Raw genomic sequence first — 18,560 nt, forward strand, 5'->3', positions numbered from 1 at the left:
TTCTACTTATGCCTGCTCTGTCACATGTACCTTTAACGTTGCTTGTACCTCTGGATGAAGCTTCACCGGTACATTTGTGTAACCTAATGCACGGATGGCGTCATTCAGCTCGATTTTACGCTTATCGAGTTTAATTTGATGATCTTTTTGCAATTTATCAGCGATTTGTTTGCTTGTAATCGAGCCAAACAAACGGCCGCCTTCACCTGATTTTGCAGTGAGTTCCACTGTTAACGCCTCAAGTGTTTCTTTTAATTGTTTTGCTTGTTCAAGCTCTTGGATGGCATTCTTTTTCTCTTTGTTTTTCTGCCCTTCCAATGCGCTTAGGTTCGTTGGAGTTGCTTCAACAGCTAACCCTTGTTTGATGAGAAAGTTGTGCGCGTATCCGTCAGCTACATTCTTGACTTCGCCTTTTTTTCCTTTGCCTTTTACGTCTTTTAGAAAGATGACTTTCATCTTTGAACCCCTCCTTCGAAATATTCGTCAATGGCAGCCTTTAATTTCCCTACCGCTTCTTCAATGGTTATACCATAAATCTGGGTAGCAGCGTTAGTCAAATGACCGCCGCCGTCTAATGCTTCCATAATAATTTGAACGTTGATATCCCCTAATGATCTAGCACTAATACATACTGTGTCGTCATCTCGTCTAGCGACAGCAAATGACGCTTCTACCTCACTCATTGACAACAGGGAATCCGCTGTCTGGGCAATCGTAATTTGATCATAATACTCCGACCTGTCAGATGGCAATGAAGCAATGGCCACCTGATTTTGATACAGTTCTGTATGCTGAATGAGTTTTGCTCGTTTGATGTAATGATCGACGGTTTCTTTTAAGAACTTTTGCACAAGGACAGGATCTGCTCCCTTTGCACGAAGGTAGGATGCTGCATCGAACGTTCTTGACCCCGTTCTCAGGGAGAAACTCTTCGTATCAACGATGATCCCAGCCAGAAGCGCAGTCGCCTCAATCATGTTAATCCGTAATTTCTTCGGCTGATATTCTAAAAGCTCTGTCACAAGCTCTGCTGTAGATGAAGCATACGGCTCCATATAAACAAGTAAAGGATCACGGATAAATTCCTCGCCGCGTCTATGATGGTCAATGACCACGACATTTTCAATCTTATTCAGCAGCCGTTCTTCCATAACGAGAGACGGTTTATGTGTATCCACGACGACAAGCAATGTGTCATCCTTTGCAAGCTCCATTGCTTCCTCTGGGGTGATAAAACGTGACCAAAGCTCTTCATAATTTTTAATTTCACTAATTAAGCGTTGAACACTGTCGCCAATCTGATTGGCATCAATGACAATATAGCCTTCTTTTCCATTGGCCTGGGCGACCTTTAAAATCCCAATGGATGCACCGATCGAGTCCATGTCTGGGAACTTATGCCCCATGATCATGACATTACCGCTTTCAGATACAATTTCTTTTAAAGCATGAGAAATGACCCGTGCGCGTACGCGTGTCCGTTTCTCCATTGGATTCGTTTTTCCACCGTAGAATTTCACTTTTCCATTCGGCTGTTTAATGGCGACCTGATCCCCGCCTCGTCCGAGGGCAAGGTCAAGACTCGACTGGGCAAGTGCTCCAAGCTCTTTCAAGGAAGGAACGGACGCACCGATCCCGATACTCAGAGTAAGCGTCGCACTATGTGCCCCTGTTTTCTCACGGACCTCGTCTAAAATGGAGAATTTTGACGCTTCAAGCTCAGCTAAAATGCTCTCATTTAGAACCGCCATAAATCGTTCAGACGAAATTCTCTTCAGGAAAATACCGTATTCTTGTGCCCAATTGTTGAGCAAAGACGTCACTTCACTATTAATCGCGCTGCGCACTTGATCATCAAGGCCCTGCGTGACATCGTCGTAGTTGTCTAAAAAGATATAAGATAACACCGTTCGTTCATTTTCGTACTGTCGTTCAATCTGCACTTGTTCCGTGACATCAAAGAAATATAAAAGGCGCTCTGACCGTTTAATAATGACTTTGAATTTCCGGTCATTCAGCGTCACATTTTCGGTCTCGACTTCTTGTTTAATAAGAGGCACAATAGACTCGAATGTATCGTACAAGGATCTGCCGACAAGTGTGCTTTCATGAAAGCATGAAGCGAGAAACGGATTGGTCCATTCGATATAATACTGGTCATTAAACAGCATAATACCAATTGGCATCTCCATTAATGCTTCTTCTCCAACCTTTTTGACTCGATAGGATAATGTTGAAATATATGAATCAATCTCTTTCTGCACTTGCGTATCAGCCCACTTTAAAAAGTAGAGCACACCTGCAAGGACGATAAGACCAACTGCTCCTATGATCCAATTGAAATAAAGGTTGAGGAGGACTGTGACCACCGCAAGAACAATTAACGCGAAGATCGGATACTTGATGACAGGTTTTCTATAGAAGCTTGGCACTGATATCAACTCCTCAACATTCAGAGTGAATTATTTGTTTTTTACTTTTTCTCTTAAATCAAAGCCTATGTCAGCAATCCCTATAATTCGCACAATCACACCGATTGGCGGAAAGAAAACCGTTAACACGACAGCGAAAATGGGTACCGCTTTTGAGATGTTTTTTTCGTGGCAATAATAGAAGAGAAAAGAAAATCCCTGAATAAGCACCAGTATAAATAAAATTTGAAACGCACTCGTTTGAACGAGCCATAAAAAGCTGCCTTTTTCCGTCTGAATCAGCATCAAAAGCAATGTGAGTAAATAATACCATACCATGCTTTTTGGCAGCCGCATATCCTTAAATTTCTTCAAGGACGGCATGTCTGAAACAAACCGTTTGAGCAAAGGCCGCACGAACCAGTGATTCACAAAAGCCATCAGCGTCACCAAAATCAATAACGCTACAGGTAAAGCACTTAATGCCGTATCCTGCATCTCTTTAAACTGTTTGAGCTGTTTAGCTATGTCCTTTTCAGAAGCCCCGGATTGCTTTAAAACACTCTCTACCATCGGCATCATTTGCTCAATCGACTCTTTCGCAATATTCATAATATCGATTTGAAAGAGCTGGACACTGACAACAAAGGAGATGAGAATACTGAATAAATAAAGCAGCGCACCTGTAATGATGGCATTCCCAGGCTGCCTTCTGCTGTAGAAAACACCCATGCCCAATCCGACGGCAATTAAGATAGGTGCACTCATGAGTCCAGCCATAGACCCAATTAAAAAGCTGATCACTATGCCAATAGCGCCAGCAGCAATTCCTTTTTTCAAGCCGTGCCTGATTGTATAGAGGATGATCGGAATCGGAGCAGCTAGAAAGAAAATAATAGATAAAAGCGGCACATACAAATAAAACAGCATCATGACCGCAAAAATACTCATCATGATTGCGCCCTCTACTAACGCTTTTGTTTGTTTCACACCTTCACCTCTATCCAATCCTTTTGTCTATATCTTGCTCAATGTGTACTTCTATGTATACGTATGATGTCAGCTCCATCATGTCTTGCCCCAACCTTTATTTTACCATAGCGGTAAATCTCAAGTAAAATGCAGGCTGTCCTGGGAGCGTTTCACGTGGAACACCGATATGGAACCGCACATGCAAGTTTTCAAACAGCATGTTACAATTTTTTAGATTATTCTTAGCTATAAACCCTGAATTCAAGGTCAAAAGCTGTTAGAATAGAAACATCATCAATAAATGTAAGAAGGAGAATTCACATGGGAAAAACACTCGTATTCGGACACAAAAATCCTGACACAGACACGATTTGTTCTGCTATTGCTTACGCTGATCTGAAAAACAAAATCGGCGTTCAGGCAGAAGCCGTCAGACTTGGAGAAATCAATGGAGAAACACAATACGCATTAGATTTCTTTAAACAAGAAGCACCTCGTTTCATTGAAACGGCTGCAAATGAAACAAAGCAAGTCATTCTTGTCGATCATAACGAATTCCAGCAAAGTGTAAGCGATATTGATCAAGTACAAGTAACTGAGGTCATTGACCACCACCGTATTGCCAACTTTGAAACAAGTGAACCTCTTTACTATCGTGCTGAGCCTGTAGGCTGTACAGCAACGATCTTAAACAAAATGTATAAAGAAAACCAAGTGACGATTGAAAAAGAAATCGCTGGTTTGCTTTTATCTGCGATCATTTCTGATTCCTTATTATTCAAATCCCCAACATGCACACAGCAAGATATTGATGCTGCACATGAGCTTGCAAAAATCGCAGGGGTAGATCCAGAAGTTTACGGCCTAGATATGCTCAAAGCAGGCGCTGATCTAAGCCAAAAAACGGTTCAAGAATTAATTACACTTGATGCAAAAGAATTCGCATTAGGCAAAAGCAAAGTCGAAATTGCACAAGTCAATACAGTAGATATCGCTGAAGTGACAGCAAGACAGGCTGACATTGAAGCGAAAATCAATGAAGTCATTGCAGCAAAAGGTCTTGATCTATTTGTTTTAGTCATCACAGACATTTTAGAAAATGACTCCCTTGCTCTTGCACTCGGTGCTGAAGCAGCAAAAGTAGAAAAAGCATTTAACGTCACGCTTGAAAACAACACAGCTTTACTAAAAGGTGTTGTATCAAGAAAGAAACAAGTCGTACCAGCGCTGACAGACGCACTTTCTTAATCAACACGACAAGACTGCTGAATTGTTCAGCAGTCTTTTTTGTCTGTCTTCTTTTTAATGAATGTACGTATCACTAACGAGAACATCCTTTAGCACGCTTGTTGGAATCGTGAATTCAACAACACCCATGTAGCCAGGTGCCACATCATATTCATTAAAGGAAATCACAAGCTTTCCTTTTGAATTGATATAGAAGTTTTGATCCGGCTTAATTTTCTTAAATGGTTCCGCCATATCTTGCTTGCCAATCCAATACATTTTGTTTGAATCCTCTTTCATCTGTTTCTTCATTTGTTCTTTAATATTTTCACTAATTACATCAATATAACGGTCATCTTTAAACAGGCTTGGTAATGTAATGAGGACATGGTTTTTCTTATCAACCGTATCATATGTCATTTCCTCTGCCGCAGAAGCCTGAGTCGTCACCTTGTATCGGCCTAGTGAAAGGATTTGATCATTGTTCGTTCTCACTTCATAACCGCTCTCAACACTTAAATGACCATTTTTATACCCCTTTGTTTCCTTTTCAAAATCTTGATACAGCTTTTTGTTTTCAGCTAAATATTTTTGATTCAGGCTGTCTTGTAATGTTCCGTCCCCAAGTCCTGAAACGTGTGGTGTTTTAAGATCAATATTCGTTCCTTGATCGCTCTTTTTAAATTCTGTAAACGTTACGACTTTCACCAGCTCGCCAATGACAGGCACCTCTGAAATCGCTCTTGCTGCCTGTGGACTGACATTAACCGTTGTGACAAAAAGAGCTGCCGCCGCAACAAGTCCTATTGTCCATTGCTGAAAATGAGGTTTTTTATTTTTTCTTTTTAACGTTCGTTCAACCATCGCATCATATTCCGGTGGAATAGGGATTTCTAAATATTCATCCTTTAAATGTTCCAAATACTTATCCATTTATATTTCCTCCTGTGATAATTCTACTTTTAAAAGCCGCAGCGCCTTATATAGTCTTGTTTTAATGGTGTTTTCATTTTCATCGAGAATCTGGGCGATGTCCTCTAGTTTTAAATCTTCAAAGAATCTCAATATAATGATGACCCGATACATCTCAGGCAAATCCTCTATAGCCCGTTTGACGTCTTGATCCTCGTATACATCTGATTCGCCCTGAGATAAGAATTCAAGCGTATCATCATCTGTCACCTGCACCCGTTTCTTCTTTCGTAAAAAGTCTAGGGCAGCGTTCACCACGATTTTATAAAACCAGCTATGCATTTTGCTCGCATCCTCTAATCGGTGAACAGATTTGAGTGCTTTATGAATGGCCTCCTGAACAACATCCATAGCATCTTCTGGGTTTTTGACATAACTATAGGACAACCGATAAAAACTGTGTTTATGTTCCATGACGTAATCCGCAAATTGATCGTCTATTTTTCGTTTCTTCATTTTACAAAGAGCTCCTTTATCTTAAATGCGCATCTGTTATTTCTTACATTGGATAGACGCGCACCTTTTGAAAATAGTTTGCGCTCGATTATTTTTTAACATGTCATCACATTTACGTTCCTATACAAAAAGAGCGAACCTGAGGGGTTCACTCTTTCCAAGCGGATATTGTTTGATGAACAAACTGTTTTAGTGAAGAAAGCGGATGAATGATAGGAACGCCTGTCTCCTGCTCCATCTCCTGTGCCGCATGAACCATCGAAAGCTGCATCACACAAATGTCTTTCCCTTTTTGCTTCATACATCTTCTCAGCTGCTCCTTGATTTGTTCATCATAGGCTTGCATATCACCGTTTAGACAGAGATGAAAGGCATCCTCCATCACAACCAATTCCACTTCAACCTGTTTGCCCCGCTCTGTGGCATATGATTCAAGCCGCTGCATCGTCCCTTCCACTGTATCTGGGTTGGAAAACACCAGTTGAAGAGGCCCTTGTTTCTCACAAATCATCTCAAATAACGGTTCATCGATCGGAACAATCGGTTGTTTGAAAAGGTGCTGCTGATCACCTAGAGCAGCAATGTATTGTGTACACGTGAGCAGAATGAGATCGGCTTCACTTTCTTGCTTTAATCTTTTGATAGCATACGTTTGCTGCTTGTATTGATCAAATGCAGGATCTTGAGTGGCGCGTTCTATAAATGATGAATCGACTGTGTGATGCAAATCAACATCTGTATCACCAAAAACATCTTCTATATATGACTGATTGGACGGATGGGCGTGAAGGCAGTGTAATCGAATCATCTGGTTTGCTCCTCGTGAAAGTTTTCAATCATTATATCAATCCTTGTATGAAATAGGGAGAAACATGACCATATTGTTAGGGAGATATTGAAGGAGGGATTCGAATTGAAAGAAGATCAACAGCCTAAACCATCTTCAGAGTCAGAAGAAACGTTAACGAATCGGCAAGGTCATCCCGTAACAGACAATCAAAATATGAGAACTGTTGGGAATAGAGGACCCACTACGCTTGAAAACTACGATTTCCTAGAGAAAATCAGTCATTTTGATCGTGAACGCATCCCTGAACGTGTCGTTCATGCACGCGGTGCTGGAGCTCACGGTTATTTTGAAGCCTACGGCACATTTGGTGATGAACCCATCTCCACCTATACGAGAGCGAAATTATTTCAGGAAAAAGGGAAAAAGACGCCTGTTTTCGTTCGTTTTTCTTCTGTGATTCACGGCGGTCATTCGCCAGAAACATTACGCGATCCGAGAGGGTTTGCGATTAAATTTTATACAGAGGAAGGCAACTGGGATCTCGTAGGGAACAACCTGAAGATTTTCTTTATCCGAGATGCTTTAAAGTTCCCTGATTTGGTTCATGCCTTTAAGCCAGATCCTGTTACGAATCGGCAGGACGGCGAGCGTATTTTTGATTTTGTCTCACAATCACCTGAGGCGACGCATATGGTGACATTTCTTTTTTCACCATGGGGCATCCCAGCTACATACCGGCACATGCAAGGCTCAGGTGTCCATGCGTACAAATGGGTCAACCATGAAGGAAAAGCCGTGCTGGTTAAATATCATTTTGAACCGAAACAAGGCATTCGCAACCTGACCCAAGAACAGGCTCAAGCGATCCAGGGAGAAAATTTTAACCATGCCACACAGGATTTATATGAAGCGATTGAGCAAGGAGATTATCCTGAATGGGAGGTATATGCACAGATCATGGAAGATGATGCCCACCCTCACCTCGACTTTGACCCGCTAGACCCGACAAAGCTTTGGTACAAGGATGACTATCCATGGAAACCAATTGGACGGATGGTATTAAACAAAAATCCAGAAAACTATTTCGCAGAAGTCGAACAGGTTGCCTTTGGGACTGGCGTACTCGTAGACGGTTTGGATTTCTCAGATGATAAATTGCTTCAAGGCCGTACCTTCTCCTACTCTGACACGCAGCGATATCGTGTAGGGCCAAACTATTTACAGCTACCGATCAATGCACCGAAAAAGCATGTCGCCACCAATCAGAGAGACGGGCAAATGGAATACCATGTCGATCAAGGCAAAGGGCAAAATCCCCATGTGAATTATGAACCGTCGATCCTCGGGGGATTAAAAGAAGCCAAACAGGATGGAAAGGATCATACGCCTTTTGTAGAGGGTGAAGTCAAACGAGAAGCCATTGACCGCTCAAACAACTTTGGACAAGCAGGAGAAACGTATCGCCGTTTTAATGATTGGGAGCGTGAGGAACTGATTAAGAACTTAGTCAACACCCTTTCCACATGTCAAAAGGACATTCAAGACCAAATGATCGAAAACTTTACAAAAGCAGACCCTGATTACGGAAAGCGTGTCGCTGACGGCTTAAAAGCCTTTAAACAAGAGCAGCCAAGCGGACCTATCGGCTCTACAGGCGCTGCCGAAGCCGTGGACGATGCCATCAACAACAGCACACCATCAGATCCTTATTAATGAAAAAAAGAATGCAGCGGCGAGGCTGCATTCTTTTTATTTACATCTATTAAGCGTTTTGACCTTTTTTGATCCATTCTGCTACATTGACTGTACGTTTTGCCTGATGTTTCACAGCTGCTTCTGCATCCTCTTGGATTTTTCCATTTTGGTCAACAGTGACACTTACGCCATAAGGGTTGCCCCCTGCACCGTATAAGGAATCATCTGTGTATCCAGGAGCGGCAATAATGGCTCCCCAGTGGAACATCGTCGTATATAGGCTGAGAACCGTCTGCTCCTGTCCGCCATTTGCGTTTTGAGCTGAAGTCATCGCGCTCACTGCTTTGTTTGCCAATTTACCTTGGAACCACAAGCCGCCTGTCGTATCTAAGAACTGCTTCATTTGAGCTGGCAGGTTACCGAAACGTGTCGGCATGCTAAAGATGATGGCATCTGCCCACTCTAAATCACTTAATTGAACCTCTGGCACATCCTTTGTTTCGTCTAAATGTGCTTTCCATGCTGGATTTGAAGCGACAACTGCTTCTGGTGCCAATTCAGCAACCTTTAATACTTTGACCTCTGCGCCAGCTTCTTTTGCTCCAGCTTCAGCCCATTTCGCCATCTGATAGTTTGTACCTGTTGAACTATAATAAATAATCGCTAATTTTACGTTTTCCATTTGTTCCATCTCCTTTTGTTTATTTTGCCCAAAAAGCTTCTGTAAAAATCCCACCTGTATTCCCCACCTTATTTAAAATTGACGACGATACCATAAAGCCGCAGCATCGACTTCTTCTCTCGTTAGCTGATGTCCGCGATTTTCCCAATGAAGTGTAACCGATGCACCTGCACCCTGCAGCAATTGCTCCAGCTCCTGTGATTCCTCTGGACGGCACATTGGGTCATTTTCACCTGCTGCTATAAAGACTTGTTTCCCTGCTAATGAAGGCAATGAAACTCCGCGTCTTGGAACCATTGGATGATGCAGGATGGCGCCTTTTAGGGCATCCCCATAATGGAATAACAAGCTTCCAGCAATGTTTGCCCCATTGGAATATCCGATAGCTACCACATTGTGACGATCAAATCCATATTCATCAGCTGCTTCACCGATAAATGTATATAGTTCCTCAGTACGCTCAATCAAATCCTGTTCATCAAATACACCCTCTGCCAAACGTCTGAAAAAACGCGGCATGCCGTTTTCTAATACATTCCCTCTCACACTAAGAACAGATGCATCAGGATCTACGATCTCTGCAAGTGGCAATAAATCTTCTTCTGTCCCGCCAGTTCCGTGCAGTAATAACAGGACAGGTCTTTGTTCATTCTTTCCTTTTCGAAAAAGATGCTTCATCATGAATCTCCTTTCCCTTTAACTTCTCTCACTTCAATTGGAAGCACAATTTGTTCAATCTGACCGCGCTGCGCCTCATATTGCGGTGGCAGTTTCAATGCTTCACCCATTGTTTCCACTGATTCATCGTGTGCAAACCCTGGAGGATCCGTGGCAATCTCAAATAATATGCCGCCAAACTCTTTAAAATAAATAGCATTGAAGTAATTTCGGTCTTGCACAGGTGTCACTTGATACCCGCTTTGTGCAATATGTCTTTGCCAATCTAATTGGTCCTGATCATCTGTTGCTCTCCATGCAATATGGTGCACAACCCCAACACCCATACGTCCTCGTGGAACAGGTGTGTTGTTCACATCAATCACATTGCCTATTTCACCAAACGAACGGAATCTCACATAGTCTCCTTCTGCTCCGACTCGTTCAAGTCCCATCGTTTGCTCTAGCAGCTGCATCGTTTGCTCCGGCTGCGAAGTTAATAAAACAGCTCCGCCAAATCCTTTAATGGCTACATCTGGTGTAACACCATTAAAGGTCCACTCGTTTTGCTTTCCTTCCGCACGTTCTACCAGCTCAATCAATAAGCCGTGTGGATCTTCGAATGAGAGAAAAGCTTCACCAAAGCGTTCAACTATTTCATAAGAGACATCAAACTGCTCAAGGCGATCCTTCCAGAAAGAGAAAGAGCCTGTCGGTACAACATATGTCGTCACGCCCACTTGCCCTGCACCAATTTGACCTTTTTGTGCCCCCGGCCAAGGGAAAAACGTAATAATTGTCCCTGGAGAGCCGCCTTCATTTCCAAAATATAAATGGTATGTGCCCGGATCATCAAAATTCACGGTCTTCTTCACGAGACGAAGTCCTAAAACACCTGCATAAAAATCAACGTTCTCCTGAGGATGACCTACAATAGCTGTAATATGGTGAATTCCTTCTGTTTTTTTCACTTCTCATGCCCTCCTAATTGAAGTAAGAAACCTCTATTCATTATGTCTTTACTGACGTCTTTATATTATCTCGAATTCGAGATATTAGATCAAAAAAAATATATTTATCTCGAATTAAGGATATGATGTTTTTAAATAAATGTCAATGTTTTTTGTTTTTCTTTTAAAAAAGCAGAGCTGTTTTGCATGAAACAGCCCTGCTTTCCCTTGATTATTGCAGCAATTTTTTCTTTTTTAAATAGGCCTTCGCTACCTGAAATGCATCCTTCTCCTTCACATTGACTTCATAATTCATTTCTCTCATCTCATCGTCTGTGATTTGACCCGCAAGCTTATTGAGAGAGGTCTCAATCTCAGGGAATTCAGTTAATGTCTCCTGCCTGAGCAGCGGTGCTCCTTGATATGGCGGGAAAACATGCTGATCATCATCAAGCACCTTTAATTTGTATTGTCTCAATTCACTGTCTGTCGAATACGCATCGACCAAATTGATATCTCCTTTTTGAATCGCTCGATAACGAAGCTTCGGCTCCATCGTCACAACATCGTCAAAGGAAAATTGATAAGCTTTTTGAATGCCTCGATACCCATCCTGACGATCAGAAAACTCTAAGGTAAATCCAGCTTTTATACGGTTTTTGATCTTACCTAGATCTGAAATGTGGGACACCTCATATTGATCAGCCAGTGACTGCGGCACGGCTAAAGCATACGTATTGTTGTATGCCATGGGCTCAAGAAGACGGAGCTGAAAGGACGATTCCAATCCACGCCGCGCTTGCTCATACACTTTTCTTTTATCTGTGCTTTTTGCTGTTTCTTTGAGGAATTCAGAAATCGCTGTACCCGTAAACTCGGGATAAATGTCAATATCACCAGAGCGTAATGCCTGGAAAACAAAGGACGTCTTACCAAGACCGGGCTTCAGGTTCACTTGAATATCTGTATCCTGTTCAATTAAAAGCTTATACATTGAGATCAAAATCTCAGGCTCTGATCCTAACTTTCCGCCAATGGTGATTTCTTTCTTTTCTTGCTGAAACAGCGAGGGGGCAGCGACAACTGCTCCTGCAATCAGAGCAAAAACAGCCACAGAAATCACAGTCTTTTTAAAAGAAATTTTCTCAAAGGTTCGCAGCACCACATCAAATAAGAGAGCGAGTAAGGCAGCTGGTATCGCACCAATGACAATAAGAGACATATCATTTCGATCAATTCCCAGCAGAATTAAACTTCCTAATCCCCCAGCTCCGATCAGTGCTGCCAGAGTGGCGGTCCCCACAATGAGAACCATTCCGGTTCGGATACCCGCCATAATGACTGGCATGGCAAGTGGAAGCTCTACCTTTAATAACCGTTTGCGATGATTCATCCCCATAGCAAGCGCTGCTTCTCTCAGGGAAGGATCGACCTCCTGAATGCCTGTATATGTATTTCTTAAAATAGGGAGTAAGGCATAGACCACAAGCGCAATAATCGCAGGCACTTGCCCAATCCCCACGAGAGGAATCAGCAAGCCAAGAAGTGCAAGCGACGGAATCGTTTGCAAGACAGCCGTCACCCCAATGACCCATTCCGCTAGCTTTGGAACCCTCGTTAAATAGATACCTAATGGAATGGCAATCAAAATCGCTAAAAATAAAGCAATAAAAGAAATTTGAATATGCTCAAGTAAGGCGTGCCCCAATTGTTCTTTGCGTTCCCATAACACACGGGTCCAATCATTCATGTGACTCGCCCCTCTCTTTAGAAGAATCAGCTAAAAACTGAATCACTGCTTGACGATTCACTAGTCCAATCCGCTCTCCATTCTTTTCAACAGCCAATTCCTCGTGCTTTGCCAATAGAGACAAGGCTTCATCCAGTGTGGCATCTGCTGAGACCGCCTCATAGAGGAAAAGAGCTTCGTGAGCCATCGGTTGGGCCAAGGTTTCCAGCTCAAAAGCTTGATGTCCCACATGGCGGGCAGCCCCTGAAACAAACTCCTTTACAAAGGCATTGGCTGGATGTTGAACCAATTCCTCAGGACGTCCGATCTGCACTACTTTTCCTTCATTCATCACACAAATCCGATCACCAAGCTTCATAGCTTCCTGCATATCATGCGTCACAAAAACAATGGTTTTTTGTATGCGGCGCTGCAAATCAAGCAGATCATCCTGCAATTTCTCCCTCGTTAGTGGATCTAACGCACTAAAAGGTTCATCCATCAGGACAATCTCAGGATCAGCTGCAAGTGCACGTGCCACACCGACACGCTGCTGCTGTCCACCAGAGAGCTCTGCTGGCTTTCGGTGCCGATACATAGCAGGATCAAGCCCGACCATCAACATGAGATCATCGACACGCTGATTGGTCTCATTCCGGCTCCATTGTTTAAGCTCTGGCACCACAGCAATATTTTCTTCTATGGTCATATGAGGAAAAAGCGCAATTTGCTGCAGAACATAACCGATATCCCAGCGCAGCTCAAACATATCAAAATCACTTATTTTTTGACCCTTTATGTAAATCTCACCTTCTGTAGAAGAAATGAGACGATTGATCATTTTCAATGTCGTCGTTTTCCCGCTGCCACTAGGTCCAATCAATACAAAAAACTCACCTTGCTGAATCTCCAAATCAACTGATTGAACGGCATAGCGCTCATCAGAAAATTGCATCGATACCTTATTAAATTCAATCATCTTCCCACGCCCTGACTGCAATTATTTTCTAGACTACCAATATGACAAATCAACCTCATATTTGTATAGAATAAACTGTCACTTTTACATACTTCCCCTAGGTTGACTGTCAAAAACAACTCTAGCAAAAATAGATGAGATTCACAGTGAGGAAAATAAAAAAAGCGAAGAGCTCGGGGCTCTCCGCTTTTAAGTCAACGACTTACTCACCAGTAACGTATGGAAGTAATGCCATTTGACGTGATTTTTTAATCGCTAATGTCAATTTACGTTGATACTTAGCGCTAGTTCCTGTTACACGACGAGGTAAAATTTTACCACGCTCAGAAACAAACTTTCTAAGAAGATCAACATCTTTGTAATCGATGTGCGTGATACCGTTAGAAGTAAAGAAACATACTTTACGACGTTTCGCACGACCGCCTCTGCGTCCACCTGCCATTTGTTTTCACACCTTTCCTTTAGTCATTTTTTCAGATCAATTAGAATGGCAAATCATCATCGGAGATGTCAATCGGTTTACCATCGTTCGCAAATGGGTCATCATTAAAGCTATTTCCCTGATTACGATTTTGGTTGTTTTGATTGCCATATGGATTTTGACTTGGTTCATTTCCAAATGGATTCTGATCGTTTTGGCTACCGCCATAATACTGGCCTCCGCTATTGCCACCGCCGCTGTATCCACCTGAACCAGCACCGCCGCTCTTAGGCTCAAGAAATTGAACACTTTCAGCTTGAACCTCTGTCACGAAGACACGCTGTCCTTGCTGATTTTCATAGTTTCTTGTCTGCAAACGACCGTCTACACCGGCAAGACTTCCTTTTTTCAAGAAATTAGCCACGTTCTCGGCTTGTCTTCTCCAAGTAACACAGTTAATGAAATCGGCTTCACGCTCTCCAGATTGATTCGTAAACGTACGATTCACAGCTAGAGTAAACGTGGCTACAGCCGCACCATTAGGCGTGTAGCGAAGCTCAGGGTCTTTTGTTAGTCTTCCGACCAATACAACACGGTTTAGCATATTGAAAGACCACCTTTAAATATATATTTCAATGATTTATACTTCTTCTTTAACAACAATGTGTCGAATGATATCGTCACTGATCTTAGCTAAGCGGTCAAATTCTTGAACTGCTGCAGCGTCAGATTGAACGTTTACGATTTGGTAGAAACCGTCACGGAAATCATTGATTTCGTATGCAAGACGACGTTTACCCCAATCCTTTGTTCCAGTGATCTCCGCACCGTTAGAAGTTAACACGTTATTGAAACGCTCGATAACTGCTTTTTTAGCCTCATCGTCAACTGTTGGGCGGATGATGTACATAACTTCGTACTTTCTCATCTGATTGCACCTCCTTTTGGTCTAAGCGGCCCTAAACGGGCAAGGAGCAATAAATTATATTACTCACAATTGTATATTATAACAAATCACTTGGCCTATGACAAGAACCTATACATTAAAACGGAAATGAATGACGTCTCCATCTTTCACTACATATTCTTTGCCTTCTAGACGAACTTTTCCTGCTTCTTTAGCAGCAGACATGCTTCCGCCAGCTAGTAAATCCTCATACGCAACCGTTTCAGCACGAATAAATCCACGCTCAAAGTCTGTGTGGATGATTCCAGCACATTCTGGCGCTTTCATTCCTTTTTTAAATGTCCAAGCACGTACCTCTTGCTCACCTGCTGTGAAATACGTAGCTAATCCTAGAAGTGAATAAGATGCTCTAATTAGCTGATCAAGCCCTGACTCATTAATACCAAGCTCTTCAAGGAACATTTGCTTCTCTTCTCCTTCAAGCTCTGCAATTTCAGACTCGATCTTTGCACAAACGACGATGACTTCAGCGTTTTCACCAGAAGCAAACTCACGGATTTGCTGCACATATTCGTTGCCCTCATGATCCGCCACTTCATCCTCACTCACATTTGCTACATAAAGAACTGGTTTAGATGTGAGTAAATGAAGCTGTTTCACAAGCTTTTGCTGTTCATCTGTAAATTCTACAGATCTTGCCGATTTCCCAGCTTCAAATGCGTTCATTAGCTTCGACAAAATCTCAAATTCAGCTACTGCTTCCTTGTCCTTTTGTTTTGCAAGCTTACTCACACGAGCTAAACGCTTTTCAACTGTTTCTAAATCAGCCAAAATCAATTCGAGATTAATCGTTTCAATATCTGCTACAGGATCAACCTTACCAGCTACGTGTGTAATGTTATCGTCTGCAAAAGCTCTGACCACGTGACAAATCGCATCTACTTGACGAATATGAGAAAGGAATTTATTCCCTAAACCTTCACCTTTAGATGCACCTTTGACAATACCCGCAATATCAGTGAATTCGAAAGCAGTGGGAACTGTCTTTTTCGGCTGCACCAATTCTGTTAGCTTTTGTAAACGCTCGTCAGGAACTTCTACAATTCCGACGTTTGGATCAATGGTACAAAACGGATAGTTAGCAGACTCCGCTCCAGCCTGTGTAATTGCATTAAATAGCGTTGACTTCCCGACGTTAGGTAAGCCAACAATACCAGCTGTTAAAGCCATTCTTTCATCTCCTCTATATCAAACGTGCTCGTTATACTGCGTAATATGAACCTAGAGCAATTATAAGTAGGTTTACATGAAAAGACAAGCTAACCATCATGCATTTTCAATAGAAGAAACATCGTCAAAAAGAATAAATCAATGCTTCAAAACGAGAAATTGCACCTGGCTTTGCTGTAGAAAAGACAAATTTAATGAAAAAAGCATGAGGCCTACTTAAGCAGTTGGCTCCTCATGCTTGACGAGAATTTTCTTCATTTTTCGTTCAAAATCTCTTCTTGGGATCATCACGCTGTGTCCGCAGCCTTCACATTTAATACGGATATCCATGCCCAAACGAATGACCTTCCACCGATTGGCACCACATGGATGGGGCTTTTTCATTTCTACAACATCATGTAACCCAAACGCTTTGTCTGCCATCAGCCTTCACCTCTCCTTGCTCACTTCATTGAATCTATTGTACAAAAAAACGGCGATGAAGGGCAATGCACAAAACAAAGAGTCTCTTTCAATCGTTCATCCTATTCTTTTTTAGAGAAAAAACCCTTCTTTTAGATCATTTTATTTGTGACCAATAGTTACTTAAACTCCGTTTTTTTTCAATATTGTCACAAACACTGTAGGTCAAAAGGTTTTTATTGGTAGAACGCGGTGGTTTTTCCATATTTTTTGATTTATGATATCTGCATAAATGTTATGTGAGGGAGCAGGTACGATGGTCAATCGAAAGGATAGATTAACTGATAAAGAATATAAAATCATATCCGATCATGCTGGAAATATCGACAATTACCAGCAGCACCATACGATAGAAATAGGTCAGCAAACACTCACTGTCCACGATTTTCTAAAGATCGACCATAAAATATATGGTTTAACAATGCAGCCAGAACAATCAGATGAATTCATCGTCGCTTTTCACTGTCCACTGCCAAACCAAATGACGGTGACATCTAAGCAAGATGTACACAACGCGGCACAGTCATTACTCAAAACAGACTATGCCTATCCAATTGAAAGAAAGTCCCTTGATGGCAATCAAGACCATGTCTTTTTTAAAGGGAAGGAATACATAGAGAAAGTCTGTCAGAAGCATCCGAATGCAGGTATCCATCTCACTGGACAAGCACTTGCCGGTGCTGTTTGTGCTTATGTTGCAACAGAACAGCCAGCTGTCAAAAAAGCCGTCACCTTTGACAGCCCAAATATATGGAGCAGCCTGTCGCCTTCGATTCAGCAAAAGGCGCAGCAAGGTCAATATACACGCATGTTGATTGAATATATTCAGCCTAGTCATTACGTCGGTTTACTCAATCGCCATGATCAAGGAGTTGGGCAAGTCAAGTACACCGTACCGCCACGGCAGCAAGACTCAGTCCAAGAATCCGTTAAATACAAAAAAAGGGAAATTGACACCTTTTTAAAATCAGCTTTTGCATCTATGAATATAGAATGGAACGAATCCTTTGATACAAATGCTTTTTTAGCTCTCGTTTCAGGAGAATTCAAAGCAAATGGATATTCATTCCATCCGAATGGATCCGCCCGTATTTTAGATGAACAGCTTGATCATAATACAAGTTTTACAGCCATGCTGCTGCAAGAGATTCATTCTGGACGTGCATATGCACAAAACGGACTTGAAATTATCATAAAATCCCATTTACTAAAAAATTCATCCTATGATCTGCAAAGCATTATTGAACATGAAGTGCACACTGTATTTGAAAAAATCGATGGAATTGATGAAAGTGTAAAAGACGCCGTCCATCATGTAAAACAAGAGCTTAAAGGACTCGTAGGCTTTGGCCACTATGATTTATTAAGTCATAGTGATGTGGAAGCACTGGTAGACGAAGTCAGGATGGAACAGTCGCATTCCTCCTTTTATTCACACGAAAAACAGCTGAATGCCTTGTACACCCTGAGGGATTACGAACAAGAGCTTTCTGCTCTTTCAAGACATATGTACACAATGGGTGATGACTACGCCAAGGCAGATAGACGCCTTGCGATGCAAATGGGTATTCATTAAGAAAGGAGTCTTCGCATGATCAATCAAAATAAGCCTCCTAGTGACGCCCAGCGTTTCTTGCAAAATGTGAGTGCCCGCCGCTCCATGTCTGTATTCGAAAATCAATCGGCACCACACACACAAACACAGTCTCCTGAAGAAATCGCCGCCATTCAGGCCATGCGCAGAGAAGGACAGCGAAAGGATCTAAAACGGCTGCTCAAAATGCGGCTGCACGACGAATTAGCAAATACTCGCGTGCACTTGGAATATCAATTGTCTAAAACAGAAGACATGATAAACCAGACGACCATTGTCAAACAACACATTTCCCAGCATTTAAAGGGACAGGCCATTTCAGAATTAGAGGATCGCCTCCAGCGTCTCAAGCAAATGCCTGTCTATGATGATATCAAAGAAGCTATTGATTCAATTCAGATCAAATAAGCACAGCTCTAAAAAAGA

General features: G+C 42.1%; 20 protein-coding genes. 4 read left to right on the forward strand and 16 right to left on the reverse strand.

Features of this window, described 5'->3' with window-relative positions; all coding sequences use genetic code 11:
* Window positions 1-6: 6 nt before the first annotated feature.
* From rplI to NSU13_RS18740, 3 genes are read right to left on the reverse strand one after another with little or no spacing between them, the layout of a single operon-like run.
* Complete coding sequence (gene rplI / locus NSU13_RS18730) at window positions 7-456, reverse strand: 50S ribosomal protein L9 (RefSeq protein WP_008359128.1); 450 nt, start codon at window positions 454-456, stop codon at window positions 7-9.
* Window positions 453-2,432, reverse strand: a complete 1,980-nt coding sequence (locus NSU13_RS18735; protein WP_046312571.1) for a DHH family phosphoesterase — start codon at window positions 2,430-2,432, stop codon at window positions 453-455. Before NSU13_RS18735 ends, rplI begins: the two co-directional genes overlap by 4 nt.
* Before the next feature lie 30 nt (window positions 2,433-2,462).
* Window positions 2,463-3,401: a YybS family protein gene (locus NSU13_RS18740; RefSeq protein ID WP_034283621.1), complete on the reverse strand. Its 939-nt coding sequence runs from the start codon at window positions 3,399-3,401 to the stop codon at window positions 2,463-2,465.
* Between the two features lie 303 nt (window positions 3,402-3,704).
* Between NSU13_RS18740 and NSU13_RS18745 the strand changes: the two genes are divergently transcribed.
* Complete coding sequence (locus NSU13_RS18745; RefSeq protein WP_024424048.1) at window positions 3,705-4,631, forward strand: manganese-dependent inorganic pyrophosphatase; 927 nt, start codon at window positions 3,705-3,707, stop codon at window positions 4,629-4,631.
* A 54-nt stretch (window positions 4,632-4,685) separates the two neighbouring features.
* Here the strand turns inward: NSU13_RS18745 and NSU13_RS18750 are convergent, their stop codons facing one another.
* The 3 genes from NSU13_RS18750 to NSU13_RS18760 all read right to left on the reverse strand — a co-directional run bounded on the left by NSU13_RS18750 (window position 4,686) and on the right by NSU13_RS18760 (window position 6,846).
* On the reverse strand, window positions 4,686-5,543 hold the full coding sequence (locus NSU13_RS18750; protein ID WP_252049967.1) for a DUF3298 and DUF4163 domain-containing protein: 858 nt from the start codon (window positions 5,541-5,543) through the stop codon (window positions 4,686-4,688).
* Window positions 5,544-6,038, reverse strand: a complete 495-nt coding sequence (locus NSU13_RS18755) for an RNA polymerase sigma factor (protein ID WP_034283625.1) — start codon at window positions 6,036-6,038, stop codon at window positions 5,544-5,546. It lies immediately after the preceding gene.
* Between the two features lie 148 nt (window positions 6,039-6,186).
* Window positions 6,187-6,846, reverse strand: a complete 660-nt coding sequence (locus tag NSU13_RS18760) for an aspartate/glutamate racemase family protein (RefSeq protein WP_041118448.1) — start codon at window positions 6,844-6,846, stop codon at window positions 6,187-6,189.
* Window positions 6,847-6,951: 105 nt separating this feature from the next.
* Between NSU13_RS18760 and katX the strand changes: the two genes are divergently transcribed.
* Window positions 6,952-8,541 carry a catalase KatX gene (gene katX / locus NSU13_RS18765; protein ID WP_342489731.1) on the forward strand — a complete coding sequence of 530 codons (1,590 nt, stop codon included), beginning with the start codon at window positions 6,952-6,954 and terminating at the stop codon, window positions 8,539-8,541.
* 49 nt (window positions 8,542-8,590) lie between these two features.
* Here the strand turns inward: katX and wrbA are convergent, their stop codons facing one another.
* From wrbA to NSU13_RS18815, 10 genes are all read right to left on the reverse strand, one after another.
* The gene (wrbA, locus tag NSU13_RS18770; RefSeq protein ID WP_034283654.1) at window positions 8,591-9,205 is read right to left on the reverse strand and encodes an NAD(P)H:quinone oxidoreductase; all 615 of its coding nucleotides are present in this window, start codon (window positions 9,203-9,205) and stop codon (window positions 8,591-8,593) included.
* A 72-nt stretch (window positions 9,206-9,277) separates the two neighbouring features.
* Window positions 9,278-9,886 carry an alpha/beta hydrolase gene (locus NSU13_RS18775; protein ID WP_034283629.1) on the reverse strand — a complete coding sequence of 203 codons (609 nt, stop codon included), beginning with the start codon at window positions 9,884-9,886 and terminating at the stop codon, window positions 9,278-9,280.
* On the reverse strand, window positions 9,883-10,833 hold the full coding sequence (locus NSU13_RS18780; protein ID WP_034283630.1) for a ring-cleaving dioxygenase: 951 nt from the start codon (window positions 10,831-10,833) through the stop codon (window positions 9,883-9,885). Before NSU13_RS18780 ends, NSU13_RS18775 begins: the two co-directional genes overlap by 4 nt.
* Window positions 10,834-11,044: 211 nt before the next feature.
* Window positions 11,045-12,562, reverse strand: coding sequence for an osmoprotectant update ABC transporter permease/substrate-binding subunit OpuFB (opuFB, locus tag NSU13_RS18785; RefSeq protein WP_034283631.1), 1,518 nt, complete (start codon window positions 12,560-12,562; stop codon window positions 11,045-11,047).
* Window positions 12,555-13,520: an ABC transporter ATP-binding protein gene (locus NSU13_RS18790; protein WP_342489732.1), complete on the reverse strand. Its 966-nt coding sequence runs from the start codon at window positions 13,518-13,520 to the stop codon at window positions 12,555-12,557. Before NSU13_RS18790 ends, opuFB begins: the two co-directional genes overlap by 8 nt.
* 202 nt (window positions 13,521-13,722) lie before the next feature.
* Window positions 13,723-13,962 carry a 30S ribosomal protein S18 gene (gene rpsR / locus NSU13_RS18795; protein ID WP_008347556.1) on the reverse strand — a complete coding sequence of 80 codons (240 nt, stop codon included), beginning with the start codon at window positions 13,960-13,962 and terminating at the stop codon, window positions 13,723-13,725.
* A 40-nt stretch (window positions 13,963-14,002) separates the two neighbouring features.
* On the reverse strand, window positions 14,003-14,545 hold the full coding sequence (gene ssbA / locus NSU13_RS18800) for a single-stranded DNA-binding protein SsbA (protein WP_007497456.1): 543 nt from the start codon (window positions 14,543-14,545) through the stop codon (window positions 14,003-14,005).
* A gap of 36 nt (window positions 14,546-14,581) precedes the next feature.
* Window positions 14,582-14,869 (reverse strand): 30S ribosomal protein S6, encoded by a 288-nt coding sequence (gene rpsF, locus NSU13_RS18805; RefSeq protein ID WP_024424058.1) that lies wholly within the window; start codon window positions 14,867-14,869, stop codon window positions 14,582-14,584.
* A gap of 108 nt (window positions 14,870-14,977) precedes the next feature.
* Entirely contained in the window at window positions 14,978-16,078 is a 1,101-nt protein-coding gene (gene ychF / locus NSU13_RS18810) for a redox-regulated ATPase YchF (RefSeq protein ID WP_024424059.1), read from the reverse strand.
* A gap of 216 nt (window positions 16,079-16,294) precedes the next feature.
* Window positions 16,295-16,501: a DUF951 domain-containing protein gene (locus NSU13_RS18815; RefSeq protein ID WP_008347561.1), complete on the reverse strand. Its 207-nt coding sequence runs from the start codon at window positions 16,499-16,501 to the stop codon at window positions 16,295-16,297.
* Between the two features lie 295 nt (window positions 16,502-16,796).
* Between NSU13_RS18815 and NSU13_RS18820 the strand changes: the two genes are divergently transcribed.
* Window positions 16,797-18,116: a hypothetical protein gene (locus NSU13_RS18820; RefSeq protein ID WP_061110352.1), complete on the forward strand. Its 1,320-nt coding sequence runs from the start codon at window positions 16,797-16,799 to the stop codon at window positions 18,114-18,116.
* Window positions 18,117-18,131: 15 nt separating this feature from the next.
* Window positions 18,132-18,542, forward strand: coding sequence for a hypothetical protein (locus NSU13_RS18825; RefSeq protein WP_034283636.1), 411 nt, complete (start codon window positions 18,132-18,134; stop codon window positions 18,540-18,542).
* The last annotated feature ends 18 nt before the right edge of the window (window positions 18,543-18,560 follow it).

This window comes from Bacillus sp. FSL M8-0049 (genome assembly GCF_038593355.1).
Lineage (GTDB): Bacteria > Bacillota > Bacilli > Bacillales > Bacillaceae > Bacillus > Bacillus safensis.